Source organism: Lachnoclostridium phytofermentans ISDg, assembly GCF_000018685.1.
In the GTDB taxonomy this organism is placed as follows: domain Bacteria; phylum Bacillota; class Clostridia; order Lachnospirales; family Lachnospiraceae; genus Lachnoclostridium; species Lachnoclostridium phytofermentans.
Window position 1 is genome coordinate 4,364,451 of the sequence record NC_010001.1, and the last position, 14,423, is coordinate 4,378,873.

The window sequence follows — 14,423 nt, forward strand, 5'->3', positions numbered from 1 at the left end:
CACCTACACCTTCTCAATTCTATTCTTGCCAAGTAACCCAGATGGTTTTACAAGTAAGACAAGTACAAGAATGCCAAATACGATAGCATCTGCAAGTTCTGTTGAGATATATGCTTTACTTAAGCTTTCAATTACACCTAATAAAAGTCCACCAAGCATAGCTCCCGGAATACTACCAATACCACCAAATACCGCTGCAACGAAAGCTTTGATACCTGGCAAGGTTCCAAGCGTTGGTCTTAGAGATGGATACTGACTAATAAAAAGGATACCAGCTATTGCTGCAAGCATGGACCCAATTGCAAACGTAATCGATATGGTTCGATTCACGTTAATTCCCATAAGCTGCGCAGCCTGTTTATCTTCCGATACTGCTCTCATTGCACTACCAATCTTCGTATGATTAACAAATAAGGTTAGTAAAATCATGCATACTGTAGTTACTATAAAGGTAACTATCGTAATACCAGAAATGGTTATTTTCCCGATATGTAAAGCAGGTACCTCAATAAAAGTAGAAAAAGGAATTGGAGTAGCTTTAAATATCAAAAGAGCTACACTTTGTAATAAGTAACTAACACCGATAGCAGTAATTAAAACCGCTAAGGATGGAGCCTTACGTAGTGGTTTGTATGCCACTTTTTCAATGGTAATACCAAGTATGGTGCATACTAACATTGTAAATATAACTGCTACTACTGGAGGTAGGTTAAGTTTTTCAATAAATATATATAAAGAATATGCTCCCACCATGATAATGTCACCATGCGCGAAGTTAATCATCTTTGCGATACCATAAACCATGGTATAACCGATTGCTATCAAAGCAAATATACTTCCAGTTCTTAATCCATTAATCAATTGTTCTATAAAAACCATACTAACCACCTCATCTAAGTTTTAATTTCGTAACTTCTTCCGAAATGCTTCGCTTGCCTCAGAACCTTAAGCACATTTCCATAAATCTTTACTTCTTAAAACTTTTTCTGTGTCAAGCGAAGAATTTCGCTGTGAGAAAAACATTTCCGAAACAGCATACTTCGCTGATTCGGAAATGTAATACTTCCACTACATCAAGTCATTTGACTACAATTACTGTCTTAAAGCGTAATTACCAAACTATTTGATTACTGTCTTGAAGTATAATTGCCATCCTTAATTTCGATGTATTTCGCACCTTTATTTGGCTCACCATCTGCGGTAAAGGATACACTACCAGTAAGACCATCTACTGTAATTTGTGTCATTGCAGAAATCATATCTTTGCTATCTACAGAAGAAGCTTTTTCTAGAGCTGCCTTTATTACATATACACTATCATAGCCATCTGCCGCGAACTGATCTGGTACCGCATTGTAATTTGACTGATAAGTCTCTACAAATTTCTTAAGTACAGGAGCTTCATCACTAGCAAAGAATGGGCTTAAAAAGATTGCACCTTCAAGAACAGCTGGGTCCTTAACTTGCGCTAATACACCATCCCATCCATCGCTACCTAGGAATGGAAGATTCATACCAAGATCACTTGCCTGCTGTGTAATGTACGCCGCATCATTATAATAAGCAGGTACGAAGATTACTTCTGCATCCGTTGCCTTAATCTTTGTTAATTGAGTGTTAAAATCAATTGCATTCTTTGCGAAGGCTTCAGAAGCAACAATAGTTCCGCCATTTAAAGTTACCTGCTCGGAAAATGCTTGCATAACACCGGTACTGTATTCATCAGAGTTATTGTAAATAATAGCAATTTTCTCATAACCTAATTCCTTTGCAAGATTAGCAAGAGTTACACCCTGTAATGGATCAGTAAAACATAAGCGGAAGGCATTCTCATATTCCGTACATTCAGCTGCAGATCCAGAAGGTGTGAGCTGAAAAATTCCTGTTTCAAAAGTATCCTTCCTAATAGCAAGACAAGAACCAGAGGTTACTGAACCAAGAATTGCTTGTGCTCCCCAATCCATCACCGTATTAAACGCTGTGACTGCAATTTCAGGAGATGCTTGATCATCCGCAAAATTCATCTCTAATATGTAGTTCTTATCGCCAACTGTTACACCACCTGCATCGTTAATTTCTTTGATTGCTATCGTTGCACCATTTTTAACAGAGATACCATAAGATGCAGCCTCTCCTGTCAATGGTCCAATACCCCCGATTTTAAAAGTAGCTGCTCCACTACCATTTTCATTGCCGGGTGTAGATCCACCCTCCTTAGTACCGCAACCAACCAAGGATATCGCCATAGCTGTCGCAAGACTTAAACTTGCTAATTTTTTTAGACTTTTCTTCATAATTTTATCTCCTTTTCCTTTAATATCATTACAAACCGTTACTACATTAGAAATAGTAGAATGTTTCTTTAAGAAATTTTTTCACCTAAGAGAAATTTTTTTCACTAAAAAGAGATTATTTCACCTAAAAGATATTACTTTCATTTCTCCTCTGTACCACATTAATACTTATAAACGTCAATATGTTAAAGCGTCATGGTTGAAAAAGAAGACGTCGAAAAAGAGAAAATCCCTCTCTGGACGCCTTTTATGTCACTATAATACTATCGAGCTAATTGTTTGTCAAGTCCCCACCGCATTTATCACAATATTCCAGTCCCTCTAACGTAACTCCTCCACAATCCGGGCAAATAATTTTTTCTGGCATAATCTCCATCTCAATGACCTCATATTCACAGTCTCTTGTACCCCCCTGAGAAATGGAAGGATTGTTATTAGCCGTCGTTACCTTGGGTATCGTTACGGTTTCTGTCTCCTCGGGCGCTGTATTCTTACGTTCTAACTCAGCGATGTCTATCTTTTTCTTTGGGAATACACGAAGCAGTTTATTCATTAACGTCATATACTCGCATCCTTTTCTTTCATCTAGCACAATTATAGTATGGATGTGACTTCTTCGCAAGTAGATTATTATGTAAGACGTAAACTATTAAATGCACCATAGATATCAAGAATACCATATCCAAATTGTCTGTTTGGGTATTCTGTGCCTATTCTTTTTGCTCCCCTTATCATTAGAGTTTTCACATTCGTCGTATTAAAATAAAAACTGTTTTCTCTAACGATAGCCCACTCTAATAAAAGCGCTGCTGCACCTGCTGTATGAGCTGCTGCAATACTAGTTCCACTCATCATTGCAAAGGAATTTCCGGGTACAGGACCATAGATATTCACTCCTGGTGCTGCAATATCAGGTTTTATATTCCCACTTCTGGTATAACCACGCCCAGAATTTATATAGATACTGTTATTCACATGATTGCACGCCGCCACAGTAATCGGCCTAGTAGTGTTGCCCGGGTCGGTGATTGTAATATCAGGGTATGGCTGTATAAAATATGTATCGGAAGTCATAAATTGCCGTATTGGTAACCAGAGATCAAATTCATTCTTAAAAGACTGTTCACGAAATACCCGAACTTTCCATATACCTGGTGTGGGGTTCGCGAATCGAATAAAGACTGATTCGTCACCAGTGCGTCGTTCTATTACTTCATAATCAACATAAATGACCGTTGGCTCAAAAAGAAAGGAAATCACTCGATTTTGTTCAACGCTTGGCGGAATCCTTTCTATATACTCTCCGCTCGGTGAAACAAAACCAATAGAGTAAATACTTGGTGCCCTGACCCAGAATTCTAATACAAAACCTTTTTCTCCCCCTCCTACGTTAATTTCCACATCTATATAATCCTCTGTTGGTTGGACAATCCCACGGTAATGCCCTCCACTATTTGCCTCGTTACCAGTTGGGAGTACAATACAAATACCTGTATAATCAGATATATTTCCTAAATACTCATCCCAGATTCCACTGCCATCATGCCCTCCGGAATTCGTTCCAACCCCAATACAAATAACTAGTGGCTTTCCAAGCTCTATTGCTAATTCAAGTAAATACTTTGTACCCATGATAAGATCTGTTTCCTGATAACACTCTACATCATCTCGGATATAATAATAGTCCCTTAAATACTTTTTTGCCTGTTTTAACTTTACCATTGCAATATCCGCTAGAGGAGCAACTCCGGTAAAGTCATTTTCATTATCAATATTACCAGCTGCAATCCCTGCTAAGAATGTACCATGACCATTCGTATCGGTAGAAGGTACTACCGATAACGGGTTCTCACTATTTAGTGCCTCATCTATTTGTTCCTTAGTATACTCCGTCCCATAATAGTGTCCTTTTGGTGGTGTTCCCGTTTGTATTGTCTGATCCCAGATACGTATCACACGTGAGGTGTTATCTGCATTCTTAAAAATCTCATTCTGATAATCAATTCCTGTATCTATAAACCCAATGATAACATCTTTTCCTAATAAATTCAGATAGGTCTGTCTACGAATTTTCTGAACTCCAATATACTCCATATTAGACTGATCCATCAGCCCATAACATTTAGGAAAGGAACTGTAAGAAAAATTGTAATTTTGTATATTGGAAAAATCAGACACAAGCTGATGTACTATTGTATATCTTGGGTTTACTACTTGTATACAGTCTGCATCATAGAATTTCATCATATCAGCTATTGATCCACGTACTAGAGCAAAGGAATCTATCACATTCTCAGAGAGAATGGCTTCTTTGCACCTGGAATTTAAATCAGAATCACCATTCATTCTATCACCACATAGTTTATTTTTTATAATCTATGCGGTGTAGCTTAGCATTAATCATCTTTCAAATCGCTTTATATGGAAAATTAAATACAACTGCTTTATAGAAGCCCATACTTCTAAAGTGATAGGGGAATTCACTTACTAATTACCCAAAAAGGTCCATTTTCAGCTGCCCATGCTTTTGCCTCATTCACAATAAAGGATGGCTCATAAGACTCTTTCGTTAGTTCTTTACTATTTGGATCTGCGATTAAAATCTTTCCGTCCTCCGTGATACCTCGAAGAACAATGAAATGCCCGCTTTTCGTGAAAGTTCCCTTTCCCATTAAAACAATGATCAAATTGCCAGAAGATAACGCATTTTTTATTTTATCTACTGCATCTGGCGTATTTTCAATACCTTCTACCTTAAGTCCAAAGGCTTTCGCTGCATCCGGGATTAATCCATGAATCGAACCGCTACCAGAATACCAATAACCGCGATCATAAGCCCATTTACACATTTGCTCAGGATCAATTTTTACATTAGTAAATGCAGATATCACCATTGCGAGCGAAGTAGGTCCACAACCAAATTCTCCTATGGTATCGGAACCGCCATAAAGCTTTTGCCCCCATCTTTCGTCTGTTTGCATATAATAAGTTAAATCGACTGCCCCGCTACTACTCAAAGACTCTCCTGTTTGTGCTTCGGATAGGTTTGCCAAAAATGTCTCTTGACTTAATTTATTGGATGTAGAACCTTCATTTCCAACCGATGAACCTTCAGAACTTGAGGAATTTCCTCCCTCAGTACCTTCTGAACCGGTATTATCTAGTACCCCGTCTTTACTATCATTGTTTTGGTCAGTTCCATTAGAAGAATCATCCCCATTCGGTGATGCATCGTCAACTTTTCCTGGAGAAGTATTCCCATCATCTAACTCTGGCGTCCCTGTTATTCCTGGCACCTCTGTTATCTCAGGGGTTACTTCCGGAGTGATTGTTATCTCATTTTCTGTGTTTGGTTTGGTCCCTGTCTCCTCACTACCACTTCTCGTAATCTTTATTCCCGCGTATATTCCAATGAGAATTACTAAGCACAAAAGCTCAACCGCTATTATGCGGTTAAGCTTTGTCCCCTTACTAATCTTCTTTTCTTGCATCACTAAAGCCCTCTCCTAGTGTTTTATCCTTTTTGTGTCAGCATAGGTGTCTTAAAACTCCCACGCATTTCTATCATTGGAGCTCCCTTTTTCTCAATATAATCTCTTGTAATGGTAACACGACCAATACTATCATCTTTTGGTATCTCATACATGATATCTAGCATAAACTCTTCTATAATGGCACGAAGTGCACGTGCACCTGTTTTTTTCTCCATTGCCTTCTCAGCAATTGCTTCTAGTGCACCCTGATCAAAATTAAGATCAACCTCATCAAGTGCTAATAATTTCTTATATTGTTTTAATATTGCATTCTTAGGCTCAATTAATATCTTAGTTAACATATCTTTAGTTAAGGATTCTAAAGAATAAACAACAGGAAGTCTTCCCAGAAATTCTGGAATCATCCCAAATTCACGTAAGTCATCCACCGCTACTTTTTGAAGTAAGTTTGGATCATCATCATATTTATCTTTCAAATCAGCTGAAAATCCGATGGAGGATTGTTTATTCAAACGCGCTTTGATAATCTTATCTAGATCTGGAAATGCTCCCCCGCAGATAAACAGAATATTTTTTGTATTAATTGTAGTAAGTGGAACCATTGCATTCTTACTGGTAGCTCCAACTGGAACTTCTACATCACTACCTTCTAACAGCTTTAACAATCCCTGTTGTACGGACTCTCCGCTTACATCACGATTATTTGTACTCTTTTTCTTTGCTATCTTATCGATTTCATCAATAAAGACAATTCCTTGCTCTGCTTTTTCTACATCATTATCTGCAGCTGCTAATAGTTTACTAAGAACACTCTCAACGTCATCACCGATATAACCAGCTTCCGTTAATGAAGTAGCATCCGTAATTGCTAGCGGTACGTTAAGAAGTCTAGCGAGTGTCTTAACTAGATAAGTTTTACCGCTACCTGTTGGTCCAATCATCAGCATATTAGATTTTTCTATATCTACATCCTCCATTAAAGGATGTTCGGTATCTTTTAGCTTAGCCACACGTTTATAATGGTTATAAACAGCAACAGAGATTACCTTTTTGGCATGGTTTTGTCCTATAACAAACTCATCTAGCGATGCCTTTATAATATGAGGAGCAGGGAGTTTCTTAATATCGATTGCTTTTTCCGTTACCTTTTCCTTCTCCTCAGCTTTTTTATCTGGCTCTTCTACTTTTTTCTTAATTTTTTGACGATTTGGTATATCCTGTTGCATCATAAATCCCATCATTGCAGGGTTTAATGCAGACATATCCATATAAGGATTGTTTCCATTGTTCATCGTATCAAAGGTCTTTTGCATACAGCTTTGACAGATGCAGATATTCCCTGGTATATGAATCATCTTCCCAGCTTTACTTTCTGGTCTTCTACAGATATAACAAATCTCTTCATATTTATTTTTATTATTTTCCTCGTTATGGTCGAGGTTATTATCCTTTTTATTTTCATCACTCATGGATAGTTCTCCTTCCAATCTTACAACTTAAGATGTCATAGTAGCAACAAGAAAAAACATCTAATATGGTCATTATAACGTAACCCTTAATATTAAACAATAGGTACCGAAAACCCACTTAAAAACATACCTGCTTAGTAGTACGCTGTGTGAAAATTGTCTTTTATCTTCACGTTTGAACACATGGACTCTTAGTAGGCTGGAAGTTTGTGCCGAGGATTACGCAGGCACAAACTTCAGTTTGAAAGAACTTTGTTCTTTCAAACTTAGCTCTTTTTCATAAACTCAGTTTGACACTTTGGACAACGAACCATAATCTTACCTTTTCCCCTAGGAACACGAATCTTTTGCTTACACTGAGGACAAGAGTAAATATGGTGAGTCTTATTCTGATTGTTTCGATATTTTATTTTACTAATATAATACTTTACTTTATCTACTTGTCTTGTGTAAAACAGATTTTCTTTATATCTTTGCTGATGATTTTTTGAAAATACACGAAATGTACTAAAAACAATTAAAATTAGCGCTAGTGTGTTAAATACCTGAGGTAGCACAAACCAAGATAATAATAAAAAGGCCATGGCTACCGCCGACATTGCTCGCGACAATGCATCCGAACCATATCTCCCAACCATAAACCTAGCGAATGACTCTCTCCATCTCATATCCTTACCTCCAATTTTTTTATAGAAAGGAACTGAAACTTCTCCTTGTTCCTCTTATCTCAACTTGATATGATGTTTTTTATTGTAGCCCTTAAGGCACAAACATTCAAATTAAATTTTCGTTAAATCTAATTAATTAAAAAAGGAAGGATGCTGTAACATTTTATGCTACAATATCCTCCCTTTACACTCGAGTACTGTTTTTAACTTATAAATAATTAAAACACAATATTTATAAATTAAAATTTTTATAAGTCTTGATGCTAATAGGCATTTTTATTAATAAATCCTTTAAATATGGTTAAGAATAATATCTTAAAGTCGAGACCAAGTGTCCAGTTCTCTATATAATACAAATCACATTCAATACGTTTTCTAATTGAAGTATCTCCACGAAATCCATTGATCTGAGCCCATCCGGTAAGGCCTGGGCGCACCTGATGTTTAATCATATAGCGAGGAATTTCCTCCTTAAACTTCTCCACAAAGTAAGGGCGTTCTGGTCTAGGACCAACCAAACTCATATCTCCACACAAGATGTTAAAAAGCTGAGGTAATTCATCAATACTAGTTTTACGAATAAAACGACCAATCGGAGTCACTCTGTTATCATTTGCTGTTGTCCATGCCTTCTTTTCACTCTTTTCAGTTTGTACGACCATCGAACGGAACTTGTACATCTTAAATTCCTTATTGTGAAGACCTACACGTACTTGAGAATAGATAAGAGGGCCCGGGGAAGTACACTTAATGATAATAGCAACAATAGCCATTGGTATTGAGAACAAGATAAGAGCAACAATGGCTCCAAAGACATCTACCAACCTTTTCACAATACTATTAAATGAATTGTTTAAAGGAACATTACGTATATTAATTACTGGCAGACCATCCAAATCTTCCATTACAGGTATTGTTGGAATAATATTGTGATAATCAGGAACAAATTTCGTATGAGCTCCAGCTTTTTCACAGACTCCTACTAAGTACTCTAATTTTGCATATTCATTAATACTAAGAGTTACTGCAATTTCATCTAAATCATTTTCCTCAAGGATTGTCTGCAATTCATCGGTTGTACCTATTACTTTCACTTTTTTATAGGTAGTACCAACCTCCATGATGTCGTCAAGAATACCATAGATATGGTAACCCCAATCCGGATTTCCAGCAAGCCGATCAATATAACCTTCTGCAGCACGGCTATAACCAACGATAAGTACGTGCTTTTGATTAAATCCCTTCCTTCTCATTTCACTAAGAATTTTCGCTAGGATAAAACGAAATAAAGCTCCATATAAAACACTTACCGTCATAAAGGTAGCAGAGAATTTACGAGATACATCCAACTCCTTGGTTAACCATAGTATTGATATAAATACTAAAATACCAATGAAATTCGCCTTCACTAAATTCCATACCATAATACGTTTGCTATTGCTTCGTTGAGGCTTGTACATATTACAAGAGGAATATATGATTAAATATGCTGGAACTAAGATATAGAGATAGGGCAATAATTTATATAACTCATAAAATTTTTCACTATCCTCTATCTCAAAGAAAGGCATTCCTTTTAATAAATGGAATCGTAAAGAATAGGCTGATATAAAAGCCAAAATAATTAAGATTCCATCAATAATTATATGAATACGGTTTAATATTTTCTGATTATCCTTTATCATTCATTACCTCATTTCTGCTTATCATCAAATTGGTGGATGCAATGCAGACACAAACTTTGATGACTGCAAAATTGAAAATTTTTTCACTCTTGGCTACCATCTGCGCGACACAGTGCGAATAAAAATCAGGGGCACTTTATTCCTTTTAATAAATTTGATCGTCACATTGTTTATAAGAAAAGATACAATACTGCCATATTTAAAGATAATTGAAATATATGGCAAAAATATTGCAATATGCTTAAGAATTTCTTACCACCACAATAATTATGCAACTAACAAGTACTATACTGATTATATCAGATAATTTACAATTATACAGAATTTTAAACATTTCTTCACATTATATTCACAAACTATTGATACTATGGAACAAAGAAATCCAAAACAGCAGCTGCTGATTCATCAGATTTCAATTATAGACACTTTTACTAAATATGCAAGTATTTTTTTATTTATTAAGTATAAAGGAGCAATGTGATATGACAGAGAATAATTCGAATTTTAGTAATTCAAATGATAATCAATTCAGTAATTCAAATGATAATCAACTTAGTAATTCAAATGATAATCAACTTAGAGACTCAAATGAGAATCAGTTCAGAAACTCAAATGTGAATCAATTTTGTAGCTCAAATGAGAATCAACTTAGTAACTCAACTGAGAATCAACTTATTAACTCAAACGAGAATCAACCAAAACCCCAAAACACTTACAGCTTCTGGGCAGAACAAATGGGACAAAATCAAAACGCTTCTAGTTTCTCTACTCAGAATAGCGAAGCAAACAGCAGCAATAACAATTTCAATGAACAAACTTTAAACTCACACAATTTTAGTGCTAACCAAGGGAGCCAAAATTTTTATAATGTACCTCCTACAAGCGATAACCCTCCAGAAAAGAAAAAATCAAAAGCTGGCAAAGCTGTAGGTTTTCTTCTAAAAGCTGCTTCCTTCGGTGTTGTTGCTTCCTTAACTTTCCTTGGCTGTAATGCATTATACAATAATTATGGGGATTCTAATTCTGGGGGTAATAAAACTACGGCAAACAGTAATGGATTATTTCTTGAGCCTGCTAGCAAAGACAATAAGCTTGCTTCCACAACCGTATCCCAAAACGTCTCTATACAAAGTACCGACGTTTCTGATATTGTTGAACAAACTATGCCTGCTACCGTAGCGATTACCAGCACTATGAACCAAAACATTAACTTTTGGGGACAGGGATATAATCAAGAAGTAACTGGTGGAGGTTCCGGTATTATTATTGGAAAAACCGACAAAGAATTACTTATTGCCACTAACAATCACGTAGTTGCGGATGCAACCAAGATTCTTGTAACTTTTATTGATGATTCTACTGCAGAGGCAACCATAAAGGGCCGTAACTCTTCTGCTGATCTTGCTGTTGTTTCTATCGATATAAGTAAATTAGAAAAAGATACATTAGATAAAATTAAAGTTGCTAAGCTTGGTAATTCCGATGATATTAAGGTAGGTCAGATGGCGATTGCAATCGGTAACGCACTCGGCTATGGTCAAACCGTGACTGTTGGTTATATCAGCGCTAAAGAGCGTGAAATTACAGTTGAAACTGGTAACAAATTAGAAGTTCTTCAGACCGATGCAGCAATTAACCCAGGGAATAGCGGTGGTGCTCTAATTAATATAAAAGGTGAAGTTATCGGTATCAATTCTGCTAAACTTGCCAGCACAAATGTAGAAGGAATGGGCTATGCAATCCCAATTTCCAAAGCTTACCCAATCGTCGATGAATTAATGAACCGTGAAGTTCTTACTGACAATGAAAAAGGATACCTTGGTGTTTATCCAAAGGATGTAGATGAACAATATGCGAGTGCCTATAATTGGCCAGTCGGAGCATATGTTTACCAATTAGTAGATGGTGGCGCTGCCGAAAAGGCAGGTATCTATCAAGGCGATATCATTACCGCAGTGAATGGAGCAACAGTAAAAACGGGTGATGAATTAAGAGAAGTGGTAACCTCTTATCGATATGGTACGACAGTAAAAATAACATTAATGCGTTTGAATAATGGTGAATATAAAGAAATGACTGTGGATGTAGTTCTACAGGCAAATACGACAAACAATAACACAAATACCCCAACAGATGCTCCAACAGATGCTCCAACAGATGCTCCAACAGATGATAATCAAGGCATTCCTGGAATCACAATAATACCTCAGCCATAATATTGTAGGATTTAAATATTATTAAAATCTCAATCAGAGAGTATTAGGTAATAATGAAATAGCATTCGTTAATATTAAATGGTATTTAATAACCTTTAATAAAGAAAATTTGTGATAAAGAAAATTTTCTTTAACAGTTATAAAAAAAAGACCGAAGAATTAATTACGATTAGGTAATAAACACCTCGTAAAAACCTTCGGTCTTTTTTATTTCTTCTTATAAGCTATTGTTATTACTTCTTATAAGTTCTTTTTATCACTTGATCAATGCGATCAGCTACCTTTATAGAAGCTGCTCCTGTTTCTTTTACTTCAAGTTCCGCTAAAAATCGTTTCACTACTTCTTGTTCTGAATCCTCGTAATGTCTAATCTTATCCTTTAACTCTCCTTCCGTATAAGCGATCGGAAACGGAAGTGTAGGAAAATCAAAATAGAAACCTCTCTCTTCCTTATAGTTTTTATAATCTTTCGCGTATAAAAAGACTGGACGATTCATCAAAGCAAATTCAAACATGGTATTTGAATAATCTGTTATTAATACGTCTGCAATTAACATCAGTTCATACATATCTTTATAAGAACTTGCATCGATACGGTTTCCTAGTTTCTTTAACTGTGTACTTTGTTCTCTAACCAGTGGATGGAGGCGCTCAATTGCAACGAACTCTCCTCCAAATTTCTTCGATAACTCACTACAGAGAGTATCATAATGAAGTTCGTACACCGATAAATCTTCTGAACTTCGATAGGTTGGTGCATACAGTACAACCTTTTTTGTCTTATCAATACCTAAATTTGCTTTGATCTGATTCTTTAATTTCTCATTTTGGGAAAGTAAAAGGTCCATTCGAGGGCTTCCCCACTCTGCTATTTCACCAGTAAACCAAAACGCTCTCCGGTACATCTTGGTACAATAAGTACTGTTAGATACATACAAATTCGTCATCAAAGAATCCTTCTTTGCACGTTTAATATAAGTTTCACCGAGATAATCTTCACAATCGCCTTCTATTTTCTTTAGCGCAAATCCTCCATGCCACAACTGTATATAATACTGGTTCTTCCGCTTCTTAATATAACCTTCTTTTCGGTTACTCTCGACCCACACCTTAGCGGTAGCAAGTGCATAGATTGCAGATAATGTATTTGTCTTTTTTATCTTTACCGATTTTGATATGGTTACATTCTCTGGACGATTACATATAAAAATAAGCTCATAAGGTTTCTTTCTGCTTATAAGCTCTTCCGTCACATATTTTACATTGTCGCCGAATCCCCAAACATTCATCAATACGATTCGATTCTTCCTTATCGGGAAGATTCGAAACAGATAAAAGAATACGGTAATGAAACCATACCGTATTCCTTTATATAATTCAATAATAGCTTTTGGCGTTAGCCTCTTAATTCGTTCTCTCATAATCGCTCCAAAATCTCACCAAACTGCTTTCCGGTCTTTTCCCAGCTTAGTGTATTTAGATATTCCTGTGCATTCTTTTGTTGTTCCCTAAGAACCTCTGGTTTAGAAATCACACTTTTTAATTTATGATATAAATCATCCGCTGACATCTCAACTAAAGTAGCAGAATTCTTTGGGAAGAAATATTCAAATGTACCTTCACTAAACTCGATGAGCGGTAATCCCGTAGCTAACATCTCATATGGTACCGTACAAATATTAGTCATGGATGCAACAAGGCCAAAATCGGCTTCTTCATAAAGTGCACGAAGCTCTTGTTTATTTAACATACCAATATTTTCACCGCCCTGTACTTTAAAGGTCTTTGCTTCCCCATAATACTTAGCAGTAAGTTTAACGCCATCTTCCTTTAGCATCTTACTAACTTTTTCTATCATGTATTGAACTACACATGGAAGGCGCTTTCCATAATATTTTAGATATACAGCGATCACAATCTCCTTCTTATCTGGATAGATATCAAAATCTCGCTCTTTTAGCGGATATTCCGCTCTTTCATATGGAAAATCAACGACATCAATTGGAGAAACCGGCTTACACTCATGCTCTATCATCTGTTTATTCCAGGCGCCAAAACTTACCATATGAAGCCCTTGCTCATATGTCTTTTTTGCCATTAGAAACATTTCACCAAAGGTATAGAAGTATGGCTCATAGTCCTGAACATAATACATCTTATAACTGCCAAGCTTCTTTACGTGGGATACGGTATCCCAGCCAGTCGCAACCACAACGTCTGGACATTTTTTTTCATTAAATTTACGGAAGGAGGCTGCTGTTAAAAAAGTACCTTGTACTCCTGGTAGATTGCACTTAGCAACATATTCCATCTCTTCCTTGCTTTGTGGTTTGTAAACCGCATAATATACGTGATATCCCTGCTTTGATAATTCTGTTCCTAAACGCAAAACGGATGTCTGCCCACCAACAAAACGAACCATACGGGTTAATAAAAAGCAGATTGTTTTTACTTGTTTAGGCGGATTATTCTCCACTACAGAAGGATCATAATTTTCTAATAAAGCGTTGACACGATAAGCATCTACTCTTGCTTGTACACTATGAATCAAACTGAGTAATGTTCGTTTTCCCTCTCGAATTAAGGCTTCCATTTGA

Annotated in this window: 11 protein-coding genes; 1 reads left to right on the plus strand and 10 read right to left on the minus strand. The window is 36.3% G+C overall.

What is annotated here, in order from left to right; translation table 11 throughout:
* Nucleotides 1-3: 3 nt before the first annotated feature.
* From CPHY_RS18330 to CPHY_RS18365, 8 genes are all read right to left on the minus strand, one after another.
* Nucleotides 4-879 carry a branched-chain amino acid ABC transporter permease gene (locus CPHY_RS18330; protein ID WP_012201532.1) on the minus strand — a complete coding sequence of 292 codons (876 nt, stop codon included), beginning with the start codon at nt 877-879 and terminating at the stop codon, nt 4-6.
* A gap of 248 nt (nt 880-1,127) precedes the next feature.
* Nucleotides 1,128-2,294, minus strand: coding sequence for an ABC transporter substrate-binding protein (locus tag CPHY_RS18335; protein WP_012201533.1), 1,167 nt, complete (start codon nt 2,292-2,294; stop codon nt 1,128-1,130).
* 271 nt (nt 2,295-2,565) lie between these two features.
* Nucleotides 2,566-2,856 (minus strand): hypothetical protein, encoded by a 291-nt coding sequence (locus CPHY_RS18340; RefSeq protein WP_012201534.1) that lies wholly within the window; start codon nt 2,854-2,856, stop codon nt 2,566-2,568.
* Between the two features lie 68 nt (nt 2,857-2,924).
* Entirely contained in the window at nt 2,925-4,640 is a 1,716-nt protein-coding gene (locus CPHY_RS18345; protein ID WP_012201535.1) for a S8 family peptidase, read from the minus strand.
* A 134-nt stretch (nt 4,641-4,774) separates the two neighbouring features.
* Nucleotides 4,775-5,785, minus strand: a complete 1,011-nt coding sequence (locus CPHY_RS21035; protein WP_012201536.1) for a C39 family peptidase — start codon at nt 5,783-5,785, stop codon at nt 4,775-4,777.
* Between the two features lie 23 nt (nt 5,786-5,808).
* Nucleotides 5,809-7,257, minus strand: coding sequence for an ATP-dependent Clp protease ATP-binding subunit ClpX (gene clpX, locus CPHY_RS18355; RefSeq protein WP_012201537.1), 1,449 nt, complete (start codon nt 7,255-7,257; stop codon nt 5,809-5,811).
* A gap of 266 nt (nt 7,258-7,523) precedes the next feature.
* Complete coding sequence (locus tag CPHY_RS18360) at nt 7,524-7,925, minus strand: zinc ribbon domain-containing protein (protein WP_012201538.1); 402 nt, start codon at nt 7,923-7,925, stop codon at nt 7,524-7,526.
* A 263-nt stretch (nt 7,926-8,188) separates the two neighbouring features.
* On the minus strand, nt 8,189-9,610 hold the full coding sequence (locus CPHY_RS18365) for an undecaprenyl-phosphate glucose phosphotransferase (protein WP_012201539.1): 1,422 nt from the start codon (nt 9,608-9,610) through the stop codon (nt 8,189-8,191).
* Nucleotides 9,611-10,092: 482 nt separating this feature from the next.
* On the opposite strand from CPHY_RS18365, the gene CPHY_RS18370 reads away from it, so the two are divergent.
* Nucleotides 10,093-11,826 (plus strand): S1C family serine protease, encoded by a 1,734-nt coding sequence (locus CPHY_RS18370; RefSeq protein ID WP_012201540.1) that lies wholly within the window; start codon nt 10,093-10,095, stop codon nt 11,824-11,826.
* 233 nt (nt 11,827-12,059) lie between these two features.
* Here CPHY_RS18370 and CPHY_RS18375 read toward each other — a convergent pair whose 3' ends face one another.
* Both CPHY_RS18375 and CPHY_RS18380 read right to left on the minus strand, forming a co-directional pair.
* Entirely contained in the window at nt 12,060-13,247 is a 1,188-nt protein-coding gene (locus CPHY_RS18375) for a CDP-glycerol--poly(glycerophosphate) glycerophosphotransferase (RefSeq protein WP_012201541.1), read from the minus strand.
* Nucleotides 13,244-14,419, minus strand: a complete 1,176-nt coding sequence (locus CPHY_RS18380) for a glycosyltransferase family protein (protein ID WP_012201542.1) — start codon at nt 14,417-14,419, stop codon at nt 13,244-13,246. Before CPHY_RS18380 ends, CPHY_RS18375 begins: the two co-directional genes overlap by 4 nt.
* Nucleotides 14,420-14,423 lie beyond the last annotated feature (4 nt).

Coding starts and splice junctions, on each gene's coding strand:
- CPHY_RS18340 (WP_012201534.1), bottom strand. CDS start 2,856: ATGACGTTAATGAATAAACTGCTTCGTGTATTCCCAAAGAAAAAGATA.
- CPHY_RS18330 (WP_012201532.1), bottom strand. CDS start 879: ATGGTTTTTATAGAACAATTGATTAATGGATTAAGAACTGGAAGTATA.
- CPHY_RS18345 (WP_012201535.1), bottom strand. CDS start 4,640: ATGAATGGTGATTCTGATTTAAATTCCAGGTGCAAAGAAGCCATTCTC.
- CPHY_RS21035 (WP_012201536.1), bottom strand. CDS start 5,785: ATGCAAGAAAAGAAGATTAGTAAGGGGACAAAGCTTAACCGCATAATA.
- CPHY_RS18360 (WP_012201538.1), bottom strand. CDS start 7,925: ATGAGATGGAGAGAGTCATTCGCTAGGTTTATGGTTGGGAGATATGGT.
- CPHY_RS18380 (WP_012201542.1), bottom strand. CDS start 14,419: ATGGAAGCCTTAATTCGAGAGGGAAAACGAACATTACTCAGTTTGATT.
- clpX (WP_012201537.1), bottom strand. CDS start 7,257: ATGAGTGATGAAAATAAAAAGGATAATAACCTCGACCATAACGAGGAA.
- CPHY_RS18365 (WP_012201539.1), bottom strand. CDS start 9,610: ATGATAAAGGATAATCAGAAAATATTAAACCGTATTCATATAATTATT.
- CPHY_RS18375 (WP_012201541.1), bottom strand. CDS start 13,247: ATGAGAGAACGAATTAAGAGGCTAACGCCAAAAGCTATTATTGAATTA.
- CPHY_RS18370 (WP_012201540.1), top strand. CDS start 10,093: ATGACAGAGAATAATTCGAATTTTAGTAATTCAAATGATAATCAATTC.
- CPHY_RS18335 (WP_012201533.1), bottom strand. CDS start 2,294: ATGAAGAAAAGTCTAAAAAAATTAGCAAGTTTAAGTCTTGCGACAGCT.